Origin of the sequence: Croceicoccus naphthovorans, assembly GCF_001028705.1 — a bacterium.
Lineage (GTDB): Bacteria > Pseudomonadota > Alphaproteobacteria > Sphingomonadales > Sphingomonadaceae > Croceicoccus > Croceicoccus naphthovorans.
In genome coordinates this window covers 516,480-537,712 of sequence record NZ_CP011770.1, presented here as the reverse complement: position 1 = coordinate 537,712, position 21,233 = coordinate 516,480, and the positions used below count along the sequence as shown (strand labels likewise).

General features: G+C 59.3%; 18 protein-coding genes. 6 read left to right on the top strand and 12 right to left on the bottom strand.

Annotation, left to right across the window (positions count from 1 at the left end; all coding sequences use genetic code 11):
- Positions 1–3: 3 nt before the first annotated feature.
- The 10 genes from AB433_RS02680 to AB433_RS02635 all read right to left on the bottom strand — a co-directional run bounded on the left by AB433_RS02680 (position 4) and on the right by AB433_RS02635 (position 8,537).
- Positions 4–312 (bottom strand): TehB family protein, encoded by a 309-nt coding sequence (locus tag AB433_RS02680; protein ID WP_047819813.1) that lies wholly within the window; start codon positions 310–312, stop codon positions 4–6.
- Positions 309–707, bottom strand: coding sequence for a group III truncated hemoglobin (locus AB433_RS02675; RefSeq protein WP_047819812.1), 399 nt, complete (start codon positions 705–707; stop codon positions 309–311). The genes AB433_RS02680 and AB433_RS02675 overlap by 4 nt, the downstream gene beginning before the upstream one ends.
- 374 nt (positions 708–1,081) lie before the next feature.
- A complete protein-coding gene (locus tag AB433_RS02670; protein WP_047819811.1) occupies positions 1,082–1,468 on the bottom strand; it encodes a DUF488 domain-containing protein in 387 nt (128 codons plus the stop codon).
- Positions 1,468–1,947 (bottom strand): redoxin domain-containing protein, encoded by a 480-nt coding sequence (locus tag AB433_RS02665; RefSeq protein ID WP_047819810.1) that lies wholly within the window; start codon positions 1,945–1,947, stop codon positions 1,468–1,470. Before AB433_RS02665 ends, AB433_RS02670 begins: the two co-directional genes overlap by 1 nt.
- Before the next feature lie 9 nt (positions 1,948–1,956).
- Positions 1,957–2,190 (bottom strand): hypothetical protein, encoded by a 234-nt coding sequence (locus tag AB433_RS02660; protein ID WP_156170653.1) that lies wholly within the window; start codon positions 2,188–2,190, stop codon positions 1,957–1,959.
- Positions 2,191–2,224: 34 nt separating this feature from the next.
- Positions 2,225–3,397, bottom strand: a complete 1,173-nt coding sequence (gene metB / locus AB433_RS02655; protein ID WP_047819808.1) for a cystathionine gamma-synthase — start codon at positions 3,395–3,397, stop codon at positions 2,225–2,227.
- Complete coding sequence (locus AB433_RS02650) at positions 3,390–5,105, bottom strand: NADPH-dependent assimilatory sulfite reductase hemoprotein subunit (protein WP_047819807.1); 1,716 nt, start codon at positions 5,103–5,105, stop codon at positions 3,390–3,392. The genes metB and AB433_RS02650 overlap by 8 nt, the downstream gene beginning before the upstream one ends.
- Before the next feature lie 11 nt (positions 5,106–5,116).
- Positions 5,117–6,913 (bottom strand): assimilatory sulfite reductase (NADPH) flavoprotein subunit, encoded by a 1,797-nt coding sequence (locus tag AB433_RS02645; protein ID WP_047819806.1) that lies wholly within the window; start codon positions 6,911–6,913, stop codon positions 5,117–5,119.
- A 290-nt stretch (positions 6,914–7,203) separates the two neighbouring features.
- Positions 7,204–7,692 (bottom strand): DUF6306 domain-containing protein, encoded by a 489-nt coding sequence (locus AB433_RS02640; protein WP_047819805.1) that lies wholly within the window; start codon positions 7,690–7,692, stop codon positions 7,204–7,206.
- Positions 7,689–8,537: a LysR family transcriptional regulator gene (locus AB433_RS02635; protein ID WP_047819804.1), complete on the bottom strand. Its 849-nt coding sequence runs from the start codon at positions 8,535–8,537 to the stop codon at positions 7,689–7,691. The genes AB433_RS02640 and AB433_RS02635 overlap by 4 nt, the downstream gene beginning before the upstream one ends.
- A 270-nt stretch (positions 8,538–8,807) precedes the next feature.
- Between AB433_RS02635 and AB433_RS02630 the strand changes: the two genes are divergently transcribed.
- Both AB433_RS02630 and AB433_RS02625 read left to right on the top strand, forming a co-directional pair.
- The gene (locus AB433_RS02630) at positions 8,808–9,449 is read left to right on the top strand and encodes a peroxiredoxin (RefSeq protein ID WP_047819803.1); all 642 of its coding nucleotides are present in this window, start codon (positions 8,808–8,810) and stop codon (positions 9,447–9,449) included.
- 49 nt (positions 9,450–9,498) lie between these two features.
- Positions 9,499–9,918: a hypothetical protein gene (locus AB433_RS02625; protein WP_245626567.1), complete on the top strand. Its 420-nt coding sequence runs from the start codon at positions 9,499–9,501 to the stop codon at positions 9,916–9,918.
- Positions 9,919–10,005: 87 nt separating this feature from the next.
- Here AB433_RS02625 and AB433_RS02620 read toward each other — a convergent pair whose 3' ends face one another.
- Positions 10,006–11,091 (bottom strand): hypothetical protein, encoded by a 1,086-nt coding sequence (locus tag AB433_RS02620; protein ID WP_245626566.1) that lies wholly within the window; start codon positions 11,089–11,091, stop codon positions 10,006–10,008.
- 153 nt (positions 11,092–11,244) lie between these two features.
- Between AB433_RS02620 and AB433_RS02615 the strand changes: the two genes are divergently transcribed.
- The 4 genes from AB433_RS02615 to AB433_RS02600 all read left to right on the top strand — a co-directional run bounded on the left by AB433_RS02615 (position 11,245) and on the right by AB433_RS02600 (position 20,365).
- The gene (locus tag AB433_RS02615; RefSeq protein WP_082134766.1) at positions 11,245–12,489 is read left to right on the top strand and encodes a surface lipoprotein assembly modifier; all 1,245 of its coding nucleotides are present in this window, start codon (positions 11,245–11,247) and stop codon (positions 12,487–12,489) included.
- A 14-nt stretch (positions 12,490–12,503) separates the two neighbouring features.
- A complete protein-coding gene (locus AB433_RS02610; protein WP_047819801.1) occupies positions 12,504–17,417 on the top strand; it encodes a hypothetical protein in 4,914 nt (1,637 codons plus the stop codon).
- 168 nt (positions 17,418–17,585) lie between these two features.
- Complete coding sequence (locus AB433_RS02605; RefSeq protein ID WP_047819800.1) at positions 17,586–19,736, top strand: sensor histidine kinase; 2,151 nt, start codon at positions 17,586–17,588, stop codon at positions 19,734–19,736.
- Positions 19,733–20,365, top strand: coding sequence for a LuxR C-terminal-related transcriptional regulator (locus tag AB433_RS02600; protein ID WP_047819799.1), 633 nt, complete (start codon positions 19,733–19,735; stop codon positions 20,363–20,365). The genes AB433_RS02605 and AB433_RS02600 overlap by 4 nt, the downstream gene beginning before the upstream one ends.
- Before the next feature lie 94 nt (positions 20,366–20,459).
- Here the strand turns inward: AB433_RS02600 and AB433_RS02595 are convergent, their stop codons facing one another.
- Positions 20,460–21,107, bottom strand: coding sequence for an outer membrane protein (locus tag AB433_RS02595; RefSeq protein ID WP_047819798.1), 648 nt, complete (start codon positions 21,105–21,107; stop codon positions 20,460–20,462).
- Positions 21,108–21,233 lie beyond the last annotated feature (126 nt).

Sequence of the window (21,233 nt, the reverse complement as noted above, 5' to 3'; positions counted from 1 at the left end):
CTGTCAGTTGGGATCTCGGGTCGATTGGGGAGACGCGGCAAGCGCCGGATGCTGGTCATAGAAATCGACCTGCATTTTCATGGGTCCGCGAGGCGTCACGAAGTGCGGCTGTTGCGGAAGGATCAACCCGGAATGGCCAGGCGTCAGTACGACTTTTGATTGCGGATCAAGATAGGTCAATTCGAGTTCGCCTTCGATAACCCGGATCAGGCCCCAGACACCCGCCTTGGTGTCATGGCGTGCACGCAGCGCCGCGGGCAGCGTGTCCTGGTCGAACACCGGTGTTGAGCGATAGGGACGTGGCGCGCTCATGCATCCAACTCATTTTCAGCCCGTTCTCCGAGACGGAAGAACATGGCGAGCTGCAGGCTTTCTGCGATCCTTGCGGCTTTGGCCTGGAGCGCCGCAGCAGCGGCAGGCTCCATCATCGCATTGGTCGTATCGGCCCAGAGCGCCAGCCAACGCTCGAACAGCTCCGGCGTGATCCGCGTCTTGTGCTTCATATGGGCGGGAACCGGCTGCCCCTTATAGCGACCACTGGTCAGCATGACCGACGACCAGAAAGCACTGAGCTTTTCGAGATGCTCCGGCCAGTCATGCACCGCGTCGTTGAAGATCGGCCCCAGTTCAGCATCGGCGCGCACACGTGCGTAGAAGGCATCGACCACTCGGCTCAGCCCTGTTTCATCGAGCGCCAGACCAGCCATTCGACTCACTCCAAACATGCATTTGAAATACATTTATGGAGGTGGTGCAAAGCATGCAAGAAAAATACAGGTTTTATTTGCAGCAGGGAGAAGAACCAGGATTAAGCGCAAATTTACTGCAGTCATCCTTCAAAAACATTCATTTGTGCGGACTCGCGTCAAGCGCGCATTGTGTCTCAGGTTGCCATGATGATAGTCGGCGAATGCCCCCATCCTGGAGAGGATGCATCTTGAAGGGACAGCCGCCGCAGCCGCCCAGTGCGGGATTCCTTGTCTTGCATTGGTCCGACAGGCTCTGTCGTCATGGCAGCCAACAACGGTTGCCGTGGCGCATCGGGTTACATCCTGGGCGTACTGCCGAGGCGCCCGCAAGTTCAGTTCCCGATAATGACCTCATAGCCTCGCGCAGCGAGGTAATTTGCCAGTACAATGGCATGATTGCACTGCGGATCATGTGCCGCATACAGCAGCGTGACATCGCCTTTCTCGAGAAGGGCGCAAAGCTGCGCGACGGCTTCGGGGTTTGCGTCCAGTTCGCGGCGATAGCGCTCACCGAACACGCCAAAACGCTCAGGGTCGTGCCCGAACCATTTCCGCAAATCAGAACTGGGCGCGCAGGATTTCAGCCAATCATCGAGCGCGGCAGCCTCGCGGGTCAGCCCGCGTGGCCATAACCGATCCACCAGGACCCGTGTTCCGTCAGCAGCCGTCCTCGGCTCGTAAACACGCTTGATGCGGACCTTCCCGGCATGTTCGTGCATCACCTCATTTCACCCAGCAGAAGGGCAATATCGGCGCCGACGCGCATGTCGTCCTCGGCACCCAGCGTCTGCTTCCGCAAACGTCCCCGATGATCGATCAGAATGAGCGAAGGTGTCCCTTGCAAGGCATAGGCCGCCATGGTCTGCGGGATCGGCCCCGACGAAGACGCCCTGTCGACCCCGATCGGAAAGGTCAGGCGATATTCGTGGATGAAGGCGGCAAGCGTATTCGGCGCCATCGCATCGTGATGCTCGAAAACGGTATGAAGCCCGATGACCGCCACCTGCGCTGGATCGAAAGTACGGGCAATGCGCTGAGCCTGGGGAATGCCGGCCTGTACGCAGCCCGGGCAAAGCATCTGGAAGGCGTGAAGCACAATGATCCGCCCGCGCAGATCGCCAAGCGTCAGCGGACAATCGCTGTTGAACCATTGCGAAACCTGCCATTCAGGGGCGGGCTTGAACGAGGCATTGTCCATGGCGCGGGCCTAGCTACCGCTGAAGAGTGTGAAGAATGTGAACATACCTCCGATGGCGACACCGAATGCCATCAACATGATACCGGCGATACGCAGGATGTAGGTTATTGGGTCATCCCGATGGCGCGCTGATACAGCAGGCCGGGACCGCCACCCGAAAATGCGTCGGATCAGGTCCTGGCGAAAAGCCATGCAAAAGCCGATCACGACAAGGACAAGGCCGAGCAGATCGATAATCAGCACATATGCAGGCACATCCTCCTCCTTGCATTTGCGTCTAGGCGGCGCACGCCGCCAGTCCGCATTCAAGCCCGGCGATCAGATCCTGTTCGGCTTCGAGCCCGACCGACAGGCGCAGCAGACTGTCACTGATGCCTGCAACCGCTCTTGCTTCCGCTCCCATGTCGGCATGGGTCATGGTTGCCGGGTGCGCGACAAGACTTTCAACGCCGCCGAGCGATTCCGCGAGCGTGAAGCATCTCACACCGGCGACCAGGCGGCGAACCGCTTCCACTCCGCCAGTCAGTTCAAAACTCAGCATTGCGCCAAAACCATTCTGCTGACGCGAGGCAATCGCGTGCCCGGGGTGATCTGGCAATCCGGGATAGTGAACCTTGTCGACGGCCGGATGCCGGTCGAGCCAGCGCGCAATCGCCATCGCATTGCTCTGCTGGATCTGCAGACGGGCGAACAATGTGCGCAGGCCGCGCAGAGTGAGCCATGAATCGAAGGGCGCGCCTGCCGTTCCCACGACGTTGGCCCAATGGCGCAGGTCCTGCGCGTCTGCACGATCTGCAGCGACAACAGCTCCGCCGATCACGTCGGAATGGCCGTTCAGGTATTTGGTGGTGGAGTGAAGGACATAGTCGGCACCCAGTGACAGCGGCTTCTGAATCGCGGGCGACAGGAAGGTATTGTCGACGGCCACCGCTGCCCCCGCTTCCTTCGCCTTTGCAGAAAGCGCTGCAATATCGACAACGCGCATCAACGGATTGCTGGGCGTCTCTATCAGCACGAGTGCGGGCACTTCCTCCAGCCCGGCCGCGAAGGCCGCATCATCCGATTGATCGACGAAGCGCACCGAACAGTGGCCACGTTCGGAGCGTGCCTTGAGGAGGCGCATCGTGCCTCCGTAACAATCGTGCGGCGCGAGGATGAGATCGTCCGGTTGAAGGCGACCTACCAGCAGATCGATCGCGGCCATGCCGCTTGACGTTATGACAGCACCAGTCCCGCATTCCAGTTCGGCAAGGGCCTCTCCCAGGAGATCCCGGGTTGGATTGCCGCCCCGGCCATAATCATAGAACCGGGGCTGATCGTAGCCTGCAAACTCGTAGGTGCTCGACATGTAAAGCGGCGGGGCCACGGCCCCGTGGGCAATGTCCGCCGCTACCCCGAAGGCCGCGGCGACCGTCGCAGGATCAGGTCTCGTTTCTTCCCGATCACTCATTGAACAATCGTCCTTCAGTAACCGCGCGCACAATGCCGGCGCGGACCGTGAAATCTCCGAAACGTTCGCCCGGTTCGCGTTCGCGAGCGTAGCGGCCTAGAGTCTCGTCGAGAACTTCGAGGATTTCGCCTACGTTGATATTCTCGCGGATCATCCGGTTCAGGCGCTCCCCATGGAAGCCACCGCCGAGATAGAGATTGTATTTGCCTGGCGCGCGACCCGTCAGTCCTATCTCGGCAATATAGGGCCGCGAACAGCCATTGGGGCAACCGCTCATCCTCAGCGTAATCGGTTCATCGGCCAACCCATGCCGGTCGAGGATTTCCTCGACGTTCTCCATCAGAGCCGGCAGATAGCGCTCACTCTCGGCCATCGCGAGACCACAGGTCGGGAAGGCAACGCACGAGATGGCATTGCGTCGAAACGGCGAGACATTTTCCGCACCAAGCCCGTATTCTGCCAGCAAGGCATCGATCGCGGCGCGATCGTCCGTTCGAACGCCGGCGATGATGACATTCTGGTTGGGTGTCATGCGGAACGTTCCACGATGAATACGCGCAATATCGCGGAAGGCATCGAGCAGCTTCAGATCAAGCCGTCCGCTCCGGATGAAGACTGTCCGGTGATGGCGCCCGTCCGGTGTGGAATTCCAGCCATAGCTGTCGCCGTTCGACGCAAACTCGAAGGGACGCGCCTCATCAAAGTGGGTGCCCATCCTCTCTTCAATGCATGCCTTGATCCAGTCCAGACCCTTGTCGTCGATGGTGTATTTGAATCGTGCACGCAGACGATCCTTGCGGTCGCCATAATCGCGCTGGACGGCCATAACGGCGTCGGCGCAGGCAATGACCCGATCCACCGGAACGAAGCCGACAAGGCTGGCGAGCCGCGGATAGGTTTCGGGTGCCTGATCGGTGCGCCCCATGCCGCCGCCGATGACGACGTTGAAGCCTTCCAGACCACCCGGGCCGCCAATGGCGATAAAACCGAGATCCTGCGTGTAGACATCAATGTCGTTGGATGGCGGCAGCGCGAAGCCGATCTTGAATTTGCGCGGCATATAGGTCCGGCCGTAGAAAGGCTCTTCCGGCTCCGAGGAAGCCACGCGCTCGTCGCCATACCAGATTTCATGATAGGCGCGCGTCTTCGGAATCACATGATCGCTGACACGCTTGGCCATTGCCGCCACGTCTGCATGGAATTGCGAGCTCTGCGGATCGACCGTGCACATCACCCCGCGGCTGTCATCGCCGCAGGCGGCGACCGTATCCAGCAAGGTGTCGTGCAGGCCCTGAATGATCGGTCGCAAGCTGTCCTTGAGAACCCAGTGAAACTGGAAAGTCTGACGGGTGGTGATGCGCAAGGTTTCGCCGCCATGGGCACGCGCAAGCTCATCGAGCTTCAGCCATTGCGCCGGACTGCAGACTCCGCCCGGCAGTCGCACACGGATCATGAACTGGTAAGCAGGCTCCAGCTTCTGGCGGCGACGCTCGTCACGCACATCGCGGTCGTCCTGCTGATAGATCCCATGAAACTTCATCAGCTTGACATCATCGTCCGATGGCACCGCACCGGTTATCCGGTCGAGCAACCCCTCACAGATACTACCGCGCAGATAATCGCTCCTGTCTTTCATGCTCTCATCCGGCCCAAGCCGGTCGAGGGGTTGGGACAGGTCGCGGCTACGATCGATGGTCTCGTTGGTCATGGGGCACACTTTCAGTAAACGTCGCGCTGATAGCGGTGGTCGGATTGGAGCGAGCGGACATAGTCCTCCGCCGCCTCGCGGCCCGTTCGTGCTTCGCTTGCGACAATATCTGTCAGGGCTTCGTGAACATCAGGGGCAAGATTGCTCGCATCGCCGCAAACATAGACGTGTGCGCCCTCTTCCAGCCACGCGAAGATGTCCCGGCTCTGCTCTTTCATGCGCTGCTGGACATAGACCTTCTCATTGCCATCGCGCGAAAAGGCGACATCCATCCGACCGAGCGTCCCATCCTTCAGCCAGCCCTGCCATTCGGTCTGATAAAGAAAGTCGCTGCGAAAATTGCGCTCGCCGAAGAAAAGCCAGCTCTTGCCTGCCGCACCCCTGACCTCGCGTTCCTGCAGGAAGGCGCGATAGGGCGCGACACCTGTGCCGGCACCGATCATGATAATCGGTGCATCGTCTCCCGGGAGGCGGAAATGCGGATTGCTCTGGATATAGACCGGCAGCACCGTGTCAGGTTCCGCGCGATCCGCAAGCAGGCCAGATACTACGCCGCAGCGCGCCTCGTCATGCAGATCATAGCGCACTGGCGCCACGGTCAGGTGTGCTTCCTCGGGGACCGCGGCATGACTCGATGCAAGAGAGTAGAGACGCGGTTGCAAGGGACGAAGTGCGGAGACGAGACCCTGCGGCATGATATCCGCCACGGGGAAACGGCGGACGATGTCGATGATATGGTGTGTATGCAAAAAGACCGAACGTTCACCCGACCGGTCTTCGTGCAGCAATTGCTTGAGGGCATCGGCTTCGCTCAGCAGCGCCCAGTAGTCGAGAAAACGCGGTGTGGCCGTGGTGATCTCGAAACGGTGCGTGAGCGCTTCCGCCAACTTCGCGGCCTGACCCTTGTGTTCGAACTCGGCATCGGGTTGCAGCGCCAGCGCGTCGATCAGCGCGGATACGACGCCGGGATCGTTACTCGCGGCGATTCCCAGCGCATCGCCCGGCTCGTAGACCAGCCCCGATCCTTCGAGCGAGAACTCGATATGGCGAGTCTCCTTGGTCGAGCCGCGTCCGACGATAGCGATATTGTCGATGACGGTCGCCGAGAACGGATTGCGCTTGTCATGAACTGTTGCAGGCGCAGTAGGCGAAGACACGCCTGCTGCGGGGCTAGCGCCCGATCCCGCCTCAGCGGCGATCTTGTCGATGATCGTCGCCATCCACGCTTCGGCCGCATCCTCGTAGTCGATATCACAATCGATACGGGGAATGAGTCTTTCCGCGCCAAGTTCCTCGAACCTGCGGTCGAGCCGTTTGCCGGCCTCGCAGTAGAACTCATAGGTCGAATCGCCCAGCGCCAGGAGGGCAAAGCGTTTCCCGTCGAGCTTGGGCGCCTTGCGGCCTTCGACAAACTCGAAGAAGCCCGTCGCCGGTTGCGGGGGATCGCCTTCGCCATATGTGCTGACGATAATCAGCAGGTCGTCTTCCTGGGCGAGTTGCCTCACCTTGTAATCGGCCATGTCGGACAGGCTGCATTCGATCCCTTTTGCGCCAACCGCCGCGGCGAGGCCACGCGCCAGTTCGGCTGCATTGCCGGTTTCGGTGCCATAGAGGATCGTAAGCTTCCGACCCACGTCTGCCATGAACGAACCGGCCTGCGACGAGGGTAATCGCAGGCCGGCGTCCAGCCCGGCAAAATAGGCACCGAGCCAACCCGCTTGCGCCGGTTTGAGCGATTGGGCGAGCTGGTTCACCAATCGCCATTGCTCCGGGGTCAACGGACCCCCGGGCGCCTCATTCGTCTTCATTGCTGTTCTGCCCTCGAAGCCGCACATTCCTCGCAACGCAGCGGCTTGATCGACAAGACCTTCCAGGAGCGCCGTCAGAAGCGTTTCAGTTCACACTGACCGTTGTCCCGCTTGCAGGATCATAAGGCAAACGAGTATTATTGCTATTTCAACGCAATTATATTCATATCATTCCCGGCTCTGGGCCTGCAGCCAAAGCAAATGGTTGGCCACCGTGAGTGCAATTCCGGGAATGGTCCACGTTCGTGTGACTGGCGAGATGGCCGATGGTTCGCTTGAGTTTAAACAAATCAGGCGTCGTGCCCCCGACCGCCGAGAAGCGCATCGGCAAGTTCGACATTTTCCCGGTGCTTGTCCGCCATTGCCTTGAGGTCTGCATGGAGCGCGTCATCGCGGACGCGCGGCATCAGCGTTTCGAGCTTGCGGATCACCCATGCCTGGCCGCGATTGAGGAACGCAAGTCGCTCAAACGGCTCCGGTATCGCCATCGCCTTGCCGAGAAACGCACCTGTCTTGCGCGAAGGAACACCATCGAGGCGTCGGATTTGCCGTGTCAGCATGGCGCACCAATGCGCTTCGTCCTTCTGGACGTCCTGCATCAATCGGGAATAGTCAGCCGGTGCTGCCTTGCTGCTTTTCAGTGCCACACGAGCACCGGCCCGTTCAGCTTCGAGAAGTTCGTTCAGCGCCTCCAGGATCTCGTCGCGATCGGCATATCCCATATAGGTATCGGAGGCTTCCGCCGCATAGCAAACCGGAGAAGATGGTTGTTTCGTCATACCGCGATCCTCGCCGCATCGTGCAGGCCGGCACGAACGCGATCCATGACGCCCGGATCCGCCTTCGTCGAATGCACCGCATAGGCCGAATAGGAAAACTCCGGACTGCCGGGAACCAGCGCCAGACGCCCTTCTTCAAGGTAGGTGCGGATAAAGCCTTTGCGGAAATAACCGCTGCCACCCGTCGCCAGAATATATTCCAGGGCCAGCGGCCCATAGCTGATCGACAGCACCGCATTGGGCTGATCGGGAAAGGCAGCCTGATAGCTGGCGGCGAACTCATCCCCCCAATCGATCTGCACATGATCTTGCGGCGTCAGTTCGGTAGTGGTCGGCGTGGTTCTGGCGAGGACCAGTTTTTCCTCGAACAGCAATTCGGCAATGACGCCGGGCCGGCTCGGCGCCGCATAGATGACCGCAAGGTCGAGAGACCCGTCCTGTACCTGCCCCATCAGGCGCTCCGATGTATCGATCTGGGTGCGGATTGCGATCTCGGCGCACTCGCGCCGCATCCACAGCAGCCAGTGCCTCAGGAGGGGATTCCACAGACTGAGTTCGGCGCCTACGGATACAACCGTCTCGCGACCCGGCGGCAGCGCAACCGCGCGCTGCGCGCGCGCCCAGACCTGCACGAGCGTAGTGGCAAAGCGTTGGAATTGCTCGCCGGCAGGCGTCAGCTTCGCTCCTGCCTTGTTGCGTATAAAGACCTGTTGATCGAGTTGTTCTTCAAGAACGCGAATGCGGGCGCTGACAGCGGTTTGCGTGAGATTGAGATTGGCAGCGGCACCGACAAAACTGCCCGTTTTCACCACTTCCAGAAATGTCCGGGCGATCGCGACATCCACGCAGCATAATCCTTGCGGTAAAAAGAGTAATACATTCAAAATCTGCATGGATCATAGGCAAGCGACCCTGAAGGGGCAAGGTTGCAGGCAATACGGAGGTGGTTTCGGAGCGCGCTGCATGTATGCAGGCCAACCCGACGATATCGCAACGCAGATCCCCAGGATGTCCTCCCTCTATCCAGTAAAAATATTGCTTTCATTCATATATAATATTCGTTTGTTTGCGAACCGTGATTGATCCACGTTGTAACCGAGATAACGGAGGAATCGATGGCCATCCAGCTCGGGCAGATTGCACCAGACTTTGAACAGGACAGCACGCACGGTCGCATCCATTTTCACGACTGGCTCGGATCGAGCTGGGGGGTGCTGTTCAGCCATCCCAAGAATTTCACTCCAGTCTGCACCACTGAGCTTGGAGAAGTGGCGAAGCTGCGTGCCGAATGGGAAAAGCGCAACGTCAAGCCTATCGGGCTCTCGGTCGATCCGCTCGAAGCGCACCGCAAATGGGAACTCGATATCGAGGAGACCCAGGGCACCGCGTTGAACTTCCCGATGATCGCGGATCCGGACAGCTTTGTCTCCACACTTTACGGCATGATCCACCCCCAAAGCGATCCTACCCTTACCGTGCGCTCGGTCTTCGTCATCGATCCTTCAAAAAAGGTCCGGCTCATCCTCACCTATCCGCCCAGCACCGGGCGCAATTTCGCAGAGATTCTACGCGCCATCGACAGCTTGCAGCTGACGGATGCGCGCAGCATCGCGACTCCGGTCAACTGGTCTCCGGGTGACGAGGTCGTTATATCGCCAAAACTCTCAGACGAGGAAGCACAGCGTCAGTTCCCGCAAGGGTTCAGGACTCTGAAGCCCTATCTGCGAATGGTTGATCTGCAAGCATCCGAGAGATGAGACCGGACAACGACGGGCCACAACCTGGCGCAGCCGCCCAGGATGTTCCGTGACCATCGTGACCGACGATTGCAACCGGACAATCCGGAAACTCCCAAGTCACCACAGCATGCTGGCGCAAGCGATCGCGGCTTGTCGCGGTGCGCGTTCGACAAGTCGCGAGCTCGATGCAACGATCGCCTTTGCAGTTTTTCCTGCGCTCAATGAACTTCGCAACCTGGAGCCCGGCATCTGGCAAGCCGCCGACGGCTCGCATGTTCGCGCACTGCGCTATTCCGACACCTGGCGCGCCGCCGCGACACTGCCTCCGGCAGGACATTGGATCGACATAGAGGGAGGAATTGTCAGCGTGACTGGCCCCGAAGGCTTCTGGACCGCCCAACATCAAAGCCTCACAATTGCCCTGTGCATCGCCAGTCTGAAGGCGAAGGTTGCAGAACTGCGCCCGCAAATCAATCTGAAGCGATGAACCGCTGCGGCAACCATGTTGAAGCCATCGACGCTTACCGCCCTGACATCGTTCCGCCCGGACCCGAATGAATCAAGGAGCCGGCCATCAGCGCAAGCTGACAAGCGCGTCAGTCATCACATCGTTGGCCCGTGTTGCTGCCATCGCTGCGCCTTCTTCGTAGTTTCCCGGCTTGGCATTGAAGGCATATTTGCGCGTTTTACCAATCATCGGGGTGCCGATGCCCATGGCAGCCGCAAGCCCTCCGCCAACATTGGCCGCAGCTTGAGCGGTCTTCTCGGTATTGCCTGTGGCGTCGGCTTGCTCGATGAAATCGCCATCGACCGATACTGCCTGGTTCAAGACGATCTCACTCTGTCCCTTCGAGCCAATCACTGTGATCCGCGAGAACTTGGGAGCAACCGAGAGATTTGCATTCACCTTCAGCCCGTTCAGGCTGAACGCTCCGGGCCGCTTCTGGTCCGAAAAGTCGATCAGATACACCACGCTGACGAGCGGGATGCCGCTTTCCTTCACATAGGTCCTGATCGCCGCTTGCCGCCCGCTTTCACTGAAACCACGTCCGAATGAACCGAGGCTTTGCCGCTCATTCAGATCGCCCTGCAAGGTAATCTGCCCGGGAAGTGCCGAAGGCTTGACCACTGTGGCAACGCCGGTGCTTTTCTTTTCAAGCTCGATCCTGATCTCGCGCGGGCCAGTCCCGTTGATCGCCTTAAGGATATTCGCATCCGCAAACAGACTGTCGACGGGAACCGTGGTGATGTTCCGTGCTGCCAGCTTCGCCATGAAGTCGACGTAAGCAGCGTCAGCAACAGCCTGCATAATCTCGGGCGTGACCCCGACAAGTTCGCTCTTGGCTTTCGTCACGCCTCCAAAAGCGCCCATGAGGCCGCCGGTCTTCTGGATCTGATCTGTCGATTCAAAGATAAATGCGACATTGAATGCAGCGACCGCCACCTCGGTCTGGCCATTGAGAACCTTTCGGTCCCTGATCTTCACCGCGCCATCATCAGCGAACGCAGGCTGTGCGGCCAAACCAAAAACGACAAGCAGGGAGCAAAGAAAGCGACGAACAGGTTTCATCATAATTCCAGTTGATGTCTCGGACGTGTCGGGATTGCGAAAAATCCGCGATCCCGGCCCATTCTCATTCAGATTATCGGCAACCACCATCCCGCAAACGCGGGATACCTCTGGCCGGTGGGCGTGAGTAGGCATGCTGCAGGTAAAAAGGTCATTCTGCACAGGGGGTTATTGGTGGTTAAACGATTGCTGTTGAGTTCGGCAGGGCTGGCGTTGATTGCAGCTCACCCCGCCCATGCGGAAATGGATGATCTGGTCGGCCAGGCCCTGCAACTGCAGAATACCGGGCAATCCGATGCTGCCTATCGAACGCTGAAGCCGCAGCTGGAGGCGCGCAGCAGCGATCCGGACTTCAACTACATCTTTGGACTTGCAGCCGCCGATTCCGGGCACAAGGCCGAGGCCATACTCGCCTTTCAGCGTGTCCTCGCCGCCAACCCCGAGCATACTCAGGCTCGTGCGGAACTGGCGCGTGTCTATGCCATGGCCGGCGATATCGATACGGCGCGCGAGCAATTCGATACGGTGGTGAACGACCCAAGCCTGCCCGATCCCGTGCGCCAACGGTTCGATCGTATCGTGCGCGACTATGACAAGCAGATTACCGGCGGTGGCAGCAGCGTCAGCGGCTTTGTTGACGTGTCTGGTGGTTATGACAGCAATATCAATGCCGCGACCGATCACGATACGATCGTGATCCCGCTTTTTGCAGCATTCGGTCCAGGCACCCTGGGTACGGGGGCGCGTGAACAGGGCAAGGCGTTTCACGAAGTGCTCGGCGGTCTCTCGGGAGTTACCGCGGTTTCCAGGCAAACCCGGCTGTTCGCTTCAATGCTGGGCAACTGGCGCGAAAACTACGACAGCAGTGCGTTTGACCAGGCGGCAGTGACCGGAACAGCCGGCGTCGGCCACACACTGGCGAACCGCGACGTTCTTTCCCTCTCTGTACAAGCACAACAATTCTGGTTGGGCGGTGATAGCTATCGTCTCAGCCTGGGGGGCATCGGACAATACACAAAGCGCCTGGGTAATGGTGAGGCCCTGAGTTTTTCGGCCGAGTATTTCCGATTGAACTTCGATGGCGATCCCTTGCGCGATGCCGACCGATACGGAGTGGGCGCGTCCTATGCCGGCCGCACTTTTATCGCGAGCATCTCCGGTGGACACGAAGAGACCCGCCGTGATGCGGGCGATCACCTGTCCTTCGACTTTGCGCGGGTCAATCTCGGCATCGAGCAACCCGTCGCGAGCAAGCTTGCCCTGGTCGCCGGGATCGCCGGTGAAGTGCGGCGATACGATCGCGCCGATCCGCTGTTTCTTGCCAGGCGCAAGGACGAACAGCTCGATGTCTCTCTGGGACTGAAGGCGTTGCTGAGCGATGACATCTATGTCCGTCCGCGCCTGACCTATTCCCGCAACTGGAGCAATTTCGCACTCAACGACTACGACCGCATGACGGCCAGCATGGCCGTCCGCTACGAATTCTGATTGGAGCAAGATCGATGTTCAACAAGACACTCCTGCTTGCGACAGCGTCCATTCTTGCCGTCGCACACCCCGCCGAAGCGGCGGACTATATTTTCGGATCCAACGGTTCCGTGCCGGAACGCAGCTGGCAAACCCGAAGCTCGGGCGTAACCCAGATCAGGCTGAACAGCGGCGCGCTTGTCAGTCTTGTCGGCAAATCCCGTTACTTCATTGACGGGGAGCGTCTCACAATTGGTGAAGGCGCGATCACGATCATATCAGACGACAAGTCGGACATCGTCATCTTCTTCGAAAGCGGCGGCAGTGCGCGTATCAGCGGCTCTGCAAGCCTGACAGTGCGTGACGGTGCGGTTCGCGGGCATGTCCTTGACGGCACCACAACCCTTGCCCGCGAAGGCAAGACCAACAAGTTTTCCGCCGGGTCCGCTTGGACGATGGCGGTCGGCGAACAGGCCCGGCGCGTCTTTGCCAATCCGGCGCAGCAGACACCTGACAGCAAACGCCTGGCTTCCGTCGCATCGCTGAAGCAGGAAGGAATTCGTGGCGCAGCACTGAATGGCCTGCCCGTCACGCTGGGTTTTGCCCTCAGCGCGATCGGCGCGTCCGGCGACATTCAACAGGCGGCGCGGACGGTCGATGCACGCGCTCTGGAATGGCCGCCGCGCGCGCTGCCTTCGGGCGATATCGAGCGCCTGCTGGACTACTCAGCGCGCCTCGCAGCGGCTCTGGCGATTGTGCACGATGGGGACGCGCAAGCCCTGTCGCCCGCCCTGATCGAAGCCTATCTGCGCTATCTCGCCGATAGCGGCAATGCGGCCCAGTTCCAGGCCGCCTATAATGCTATTCTCGCCCAGTATCTGACCCTGCTTCAACAGGGTGGATCGGCCGCTGATTTCGAAGGTGCCGACCTGGACAGCGTCAATGCCTACCTCGCCTATCTGCAGGCCAACGGTCAGCTCGAGCAGCTGTTCGCCTCGCAGCAGGACTTGATCGCGGCGTATCTGGCATTTCTCGCGGAAGGGGGCGATCCAGCAAGCTTCGTCTATGGCGATGGGACGATCGACCCGGAACTGCTGACCGCCTATGGCAATGCGCTCGCTGCCTATCTAGCCTATCTGGCTGATGGCGGCGCGGCAGGCAGCTATGATGTCTTGTCCGCCGCTCAGATTCAGGCCTATCTCGCCGCGCTCGAAAACGCAGGCCTGCTGGACAGCCTGTTCGCAGTGCAGGCCGATGCCTTGCGTGCCTATCTCGCCTATCTGGAAAATGGCGGTCTTCCCGGTGACTACGACGGCATCGACGCGCTCATCCCCGGTCTGAGCGATGCGCTTGCCCAACAATATGCTGCGGCGCTGGCGGTTTATTATGCATATCTGGCAGATGGCGGCGTGCCGTCCGAATATGACTCGCTGACGCAGCAGGCGTTGCTCGCCTATCTTCAGGCCTTGAACGACGCGGGTTTGCTGGCCGGTTTGCCTGACGGACAGGGGGAATTCCTGACGGCCTATCTCGCCTGGCTCAACGATGGAGGCTCGGCAGACCAGTTCCCCGGCTTGCCCACCACGGGTCTCAGCGATGCGCAGAAGCTGGCGATCGTCGATGGGTTTCTCGCCCATATCAAGGCCAATGGCCTTCCCAGCACCTTTACCGATGCCGATTTCGATACCGTGCTCGCGTACTTTCAGGATTACGTTAGCCTGAAACTGCAACAGGACGGACGGGCGGAAGACAATGCGCTGCTCAACACCTATTTCAACTATGTGCGGTTTGGCGGCAATCCAAATGCGGATGAGTTTCCCGGCCTGCCCGCGCTGGGCGGATCGACGGCAACCTATGCCGTTGCCCATGCGCTGAACCGGCCCAATGCCGCCGTTCAGGCCGCGACCAGCACCGGTGGCTACACGATGCCGTTGACGCTGGATGCCGATGGCGCTCCGGTCTACATCCTGAGCGATATTCTGGTTCAGGGGCCAACGGTAGCAGAACGCGATATTGGCTCTGTAACCACGTCCACGCGCGTCTACGGTGATCGCTATACCTATGGTGGCCAGTACTGGGCGCTGGGCGTCGATCAGGGGCTGCATTTCGCCACCGCCGCACCGTTGGTAAACGCGCCTGCCAATGCGACGATCAACTATGTTCTGGATAGCGCGACCAGCCCCACGTTCAACGACGGTTCTTCGGCTCCCGGCACGTTCGATGCAGCCATCGCTGTGAATTATAATGGTCTTCAGCTGCGTATGGCGGCGGAAGGCAGCGTGATTATGCCCGGTGATACGACCTACACCTTCACCACGCCTGGCGGTGTGGCGGGCGTGCTCGATCTGCCGGTGACGACCTTTGCTACTTCAGCGGACCGGATGGCAATCCAGCAAAGCGCGCCACTAGTCGGAACAGGCAAGGCCTGCGTAGCTGGCGCTACGAACTGCAACATCTACCTCGGCGCCACGCCGGGCGGTGATGAAGCAGAGGCGCTGGTCCTCTCCTACGCTTCACGCGAAGGCGGGGACGGCAGCATCGGCTTTGCCGGATCGGCCGGCTTCGTGGCGGATACCGGCAGTGGCGGGGGTGGTGGAACCGGCGAATATGTCGCGCCGGATTTCGATGCATCGAATATCGTATTCTACAGCGCCACCTACGCGCAGCAGGGAACCGGAAGTCCCACCTTAAACAACCCTGCAGTTTCAGGCTCAGCCACACGGGACGACGACGGCGCCATAAATGATGTGGAATATCTGGGTGCGGTTCGCTTCCGGCGGGGCGACATGCCTGTGCTGGAACAGAGCGGTACCGATTACGTCTTGCTGACCCGCTTTGGCGAAGGGTCATTTGATTATTATGATACGCCCTATCAAGTGTCGGAAGGCCGCACATTTGACATGGTGGCCATTTCCAATCCCAACACCATTCTACCGACAGGCGGAACGGTAACCTACGCCCTGACCGGCGGCTATGCCCCGCAAACCACCAATGGCCTAACAAATGCCAGTTTCGACATGACCATGGCCGTGGCGTTTGGCTATACGCCCCGGGTTGCGGTGGAGGGGACGCTGAGCCTGGACACCACCTATGAATTTTCGACCCCCGGCGGCCTTGCGGCTGTGGTCACGCAAGGCGCAACCATGGGGAGCTACGCCTTTGCTCCGTTTGCCAGCGTTACATCGGGCACGGGCGATTTCTGCACCGCTGGTAACAGCTGTCTGGTCCGCGTAGTCGGCCAGTTTACCGATGATTTTGCGCAGGCTGGCGGTTATTTCACCACCACAGGCGGTGCCGAACGAGCAAGCGGTGTCTTTTCGCTTGCGGCAAGCGAACTCAATAATCTGTCATTCACCGCCGGTGCCGGCGCCGCATCAGGCAGCCTGACGAACCCCTATTCCGGCACTGGTCTGTTGCCAGTTATCGTCCATGGCGGCGGCAACAATATCCGCGGCAACTATGTCTCGACCAATGCCCTGTTCATACCGGTGTTCGACGATCGCGGGCTGGTGTCGCTTACCTATGATGCGACCAATCCGACGCGCGAAGGCGACATCATGCTGGACCGGAACACGATGCAGGTCGCCGACCTGGCCGGGGACAGTGAATGGCAGATTGGCCGTTTCCATGGCGGAATGCTGGAAGGTACGGGGACCAATACACTCTATTCGACCATCTTCGGCGCCGACAATGGGGTGCATTATGCGCTGATTCCCGCACTCGCCAATCTGCCCGCGACCGGAACGATCAACTACGCGTTGAAGGCGGCAACCCGACCCACCTATTCGAACGAAGCCACTGCTCCGGGCACCTTTACCGGTGATATGGCGGTCAAGTTCGGGACCAGCAATCTGGTCGGCGTGGCTGGAACGGTGGCTATGCCGGATGCAACCTACAGCTTTGAAACGGCTGGCGGCATCGCGAATCCTTCAGTTTCGACGTTTCTCTCGCCAGATGGCAATGCAATGCTGACTTTCAACAGCACAGTGTCCAATACCGCTGTCAGCACCGCAGGCGCAGCTTGTGATGGGACCACGCTGTGCAACACCCGCTTGCAAGGACAGATTGGCGGCGAAGGGGCCGGCTGGGCCACATTGGGTTATATCATCTACAACGAGCAAGCGAGCGAATGGGCAACTATCGCCGGTGCGTCGGTGTTCGAAGGCGGCACGCTGATTCCCGATGCGCCGCCGCTGGACGGCACCGAGCGAGCCGACCAGATCACCACCTATTCTTCCAGCGTAATCGGGATCGATCAGCGGCAACCCACCACCGTCACTTACGACAACACCACCGGCGCGCCGATCGCCTACAGCTTCGCGCCGCCCAATGAAGAACCCACCATCGGCTCTGCTTCGCTGCACGAGGCGGGCAGCGTGACCGATGTGATCGGATGGGCGCGATGGGCCGGCGGGACGACCGGGGGCAAATATTACAACCTGCCAACGGCAGATCTACCCACCAATGGCGGTTGGCACATCGTGTCCGGCACGCCGGCCACCAATCTGCCTGCCAGCGGCACGGCCACCTATTCCATGGTCGGCTCCACCGCGCCTACCATGCGCGATGGCAGTATTGCGCCAGGCAGCGTCACCGGATCGGCGGCGGTTGCCTTTGGCTCCATCCCTCATGTCGGCGTGGATCTGAACGTAACGATTGGCGGATCCACCTATGGCATTGCCACCAATGGCGGCGCGGCCAATCCGGCCAGCGGCATGGCCGTGGGTGTCGCCGGCGATCAGAACCACATGGTGTTCCGTGATTATAATCTGGTGGCAACCGTGGAATCGGGCAGCGGTTCGGTTTGCGGCGGTCAGGGCGATTGCGGGGCCGATATCACCGGGTTCCTTGCCGGAGATGGCGCTAGCCATATCGGCCTGAACTATACGTTCGGTAACATGGGTTTCGACAAGCAGGTCGATGGCGGGATCGTATTTGGCAAGAACTGATCCGCAGCTTCACCTCAGAAGCCGCGCAGGCGCCACCATAACGGTGTGCGCCTGCGTTCCTCGTATTAGGACACGGAGTATCCTGGACGCGAGCAGGAGATTGCATTTCCTGCTGTTCGGCTTGACCGCAACGATTTGTATCTCCACCCAATTCGTCTGGGGGGACTAATGGACAGCAGGCGCTTCAACCAATTCCTGACGCCCGGCACCTTGTTGATCGTGTCGGTTCTGATCGGGATTCTCGCAAGCACAGCCATCCTGCTACTGGCAAGTACGCAACCGCGCTTTACTGAAAGCCTCCGCGTAACCGACAATGGTGTGGTGCTGCGGGACAGCAACGGCCAGACTCTCGGGGTTAACCCCCAATTGCCCAATGGGGTCACAATCCTGTCCCAGGATCTGATCCCCGAACCCGATGTGCTCCGGTCCTATGCCGAGCAGGATCGTTTCTTTGCGCGGCAGGACGAACTCGCACAAGTCATCGGCGATACCGACACACCTCTAACGATTTCATTCAGGGGCAGTCGTCCGGGCGCACAAGGGACCGAGGTCCACCAGCTTACCCCGGGTGGGAACCTGCCTTTCGAATTCTGGCTGCAGATGCTGGTCGGGTTTGCCGGCTTTCTGGTCTCCGCGTGGATATGGAGCCTGCACCCTCGTAGCCTCCCCAATCAGATGTTCGGACTGACCGGCGTATTCCTCTGGCTCGCCGCCAGTACGGCAGCAATCTATAGTACGCGCTGGCTCGCTCTGCCGGCTTATATTTTCGAAACGGCCAGTGCCTTGAACGGCCTCGGAGCGGTCGGCTTCGGATGGGCGATGATCTGCCTGTTCCTGGTTTATCCGGTGCGCATCGCCGGAAACGCTACCTTGATGATCGTCACAGCCATTCTCGGTGGTTGGCTTTTGCTGTCGCTCAATAATCTGATGCTGTCGCCCACCAACGAGGCTCCCTTGCAGTCCTCGCTGGAAATGGCAGCAATACTTGTTCTCGTCATTGTCCAGTTTGTGATTTCCCGCCGCAAACCTCTGGAGCATGCGGCCATTCGGTGGGTTGGCGTTTCGACCGTGATCGGCTCCGGCTTGTTCATATGTACTGTGATCGTCCCTTCCCTGCTTGGTGCCGCTCCCCTGATCGATCAGAGCTTTGCCTTCGCCTTCTTTCTGATCGTCCATCTTGGCACGGCTCTGGGCCTGAGGCGCCAACTCCTCTTTGCCAGCGAAGTCTGGGCAATTTCCATGTTCAAGGCGACATTGATCGGTCTTCTTCTGATCACCGTCGACGTTGTCCTGATTGCCATGCTGGGGTCGCTTAGCGGCGCAACGGTTCTGACGATGCTTCTGATTCTGCCTTTCTTTTATCTCCCGTGGCGCCGCCTGATGCAGAGCTGGCTGTTTGGTTCAACACAGGATTCGAACGCGCTCGAACAAGTGGCGCACGGTTCCCTCTTGCCTTCCCCCACCGACCGGCGCTCAGCATGGAAATCCGCTATGGAGCAGGCGTTCTCTCCGCTGGAGGTTGTTGAACTTGAGCCAGATCATGGGCGCAACCATACCGTCGCGATCGTCGACCATGGAACCGCACTGCGCGTTCCTGAGGTGATGGACAGTCCGCCCCTGCTGTTGCAGTTCAAACAGAAGGGTTTGCGTCTGTTCCAGGAACGGGACCGAAAAAGCGCATCGCGCATGTTTGAACTGGCGGTGAGCCTGAAACGGAAACGTGATGCCTTTGAAGAAGGTGTGGCGAGCGAACGCAGCCGGATCTCACGGGATTTGCATGATGACCTGTCCGCACGCCTTGTGTCGGGGCTCGCGCTGGACGATCCAGCTGGTTTGAAGGATGTCTTGCGCTCCTCCTTGGCCGAAGTGCGTACGATCGTGAACGCTGAAGTAGCGTCCTCGCGTGAGTTGGCGGATGTGATCGCAGATTGCCGTGCCGAGGCAGCCGACAGGCTGGAGGCCGCCGGAATTGGCCTTGAATGGCCGTTGATTGAGACCTCCGCATTGCTGGATCCTGCCGGACTGAAGGAAGTATCGTCCATCATTCGAGAGATCGTGACCAACGCGATCAAACATTCCTCGGCGAAACACATGACAGTACAGTTCTATTGCAGGGAGAACCGGGCATTCTGCCGGATGAGCGATGATGGGATTGGCGACAGGAGCAGTAAAGCGAACACAAAACGTGGTCGTGGACTGGAAAACATCACAACACGCATGAGATCATTGGGCGGGCACGTCGAGATCGATGGGTCAGGGAGCGGCTTTACCGTGAGCTTTTCGCTGCCGGTGAGGCATGATACGCCAACTTCGCAATGAAGGTTCTGGTTGTTGATGATCTCGAAGCCCCGCTGCGGCACCTGGTCGATGCCATCAATGGTGCTGCGACGGAAAAGGGGCATGCGCCGCCGACAATATGCGAGGCGCGATCTTATACCGAAGCCATGAGCTTCATGTCCCGGCAATTCGATTTTGCGTTTGTCGACCTTCATCTGCCGGATGGACGCGGATGGGATATTATCCGCGAACTCAAGCAGAACCCGGCTATTCTTGTGGCTGCGGTAACCGTAATGGATGATCGGGAAAGCGTCGAGGCAACGCTCGCCGCTGGCGCAGACGGCTATCTGATCAAAGATGTTGAGCCGGAGTTGTTACAATACCGGATCTCGCGGTTGATGGATGGTGAACCCGCATTGTCTCCGGCAATCGCTCGCATGATGCTGGCGCGCTTTCGTACTCATGACCCTGGCGAAGACGATCCCCTGAGCGAAAGAGAGCGGGAGGTTCTCGCTTTGGTCGGACGCGGCCTGAGAGCACGTGAAGTCGGTGACCATCTTGATATCAGCTACCACACGGTGCGGGATCACTTGAAATCTATTTACCGCAAACTGGATGTTTCATCCCGCGCTGAGGTCGCACTGGAGGCGCAAAGACGACAACTCACCTGAAGTTGCTGGATGGCTGTTCTGCGTAACCACGCCATCATAAAAAGGGCGCCCGCCATGCGGACGCCCTTACCGGATGAGGGATATTTCCGGCCAATCAGAAGCCGTAGCTGAGACCCAGGGCAACCTTGCCATTGTCAACACGGATACCGTTGATGCCAAAGCCGGAGTTGATGCCCGCGCTGCCATAGTCTTCATTGAGATATTCGACGCGGATTGTGGCGTTGGCGCCCAGGGCCGTCTCGATGCCGCCACCGTAAACGAAGGCATCCTGCCAATCGGAATCGGAGAAGAGCGTGGTGCCATTCTGACTTGCGCTGGCTTTGAACTTGGTGGTCTGCCAACCGGCGCGTGCATAGATCCCGGTCCGGTCAGCAACCTTGTAGCCAAGGCGACCACTCAGGCCAAAACCTTCCTTCGCCTTGATCTTGGCGCCGAATTCATCGAAACCATCGTCATAGGCAACCAACATGCTGGCACCCGAGAGGTTCGCATTCGCTTCAACACCGAAGAACACATTGCTGCCGATCAGGTAATCGTACCCGGCATAGATGCCGCCAGCAAAGCCATTACCGCTGATACCGTCGGCCGAAATGACAGCACCGCCGAGGTCGAGATCTTCGGCCTTTACTTCGTAGGCATCCCGACTGACCGAAACTCCGACAAACGGGCCGGAAAACGTTTCTGCGTGTGCAACAGACGTGACGGAACAGGCGGCCAATAGGCCGATCGCAAATTTACGCATCTATGCATTCCTCATTAAGTGTTTTTAATCAATGCCTTGATGACATTCTGGAGGTGAGCGCTCACCTACGTCCGCATCTCTCGAAGATCAATCCAGATGCCGTGACAATGGGTGTTAGGTATAAAA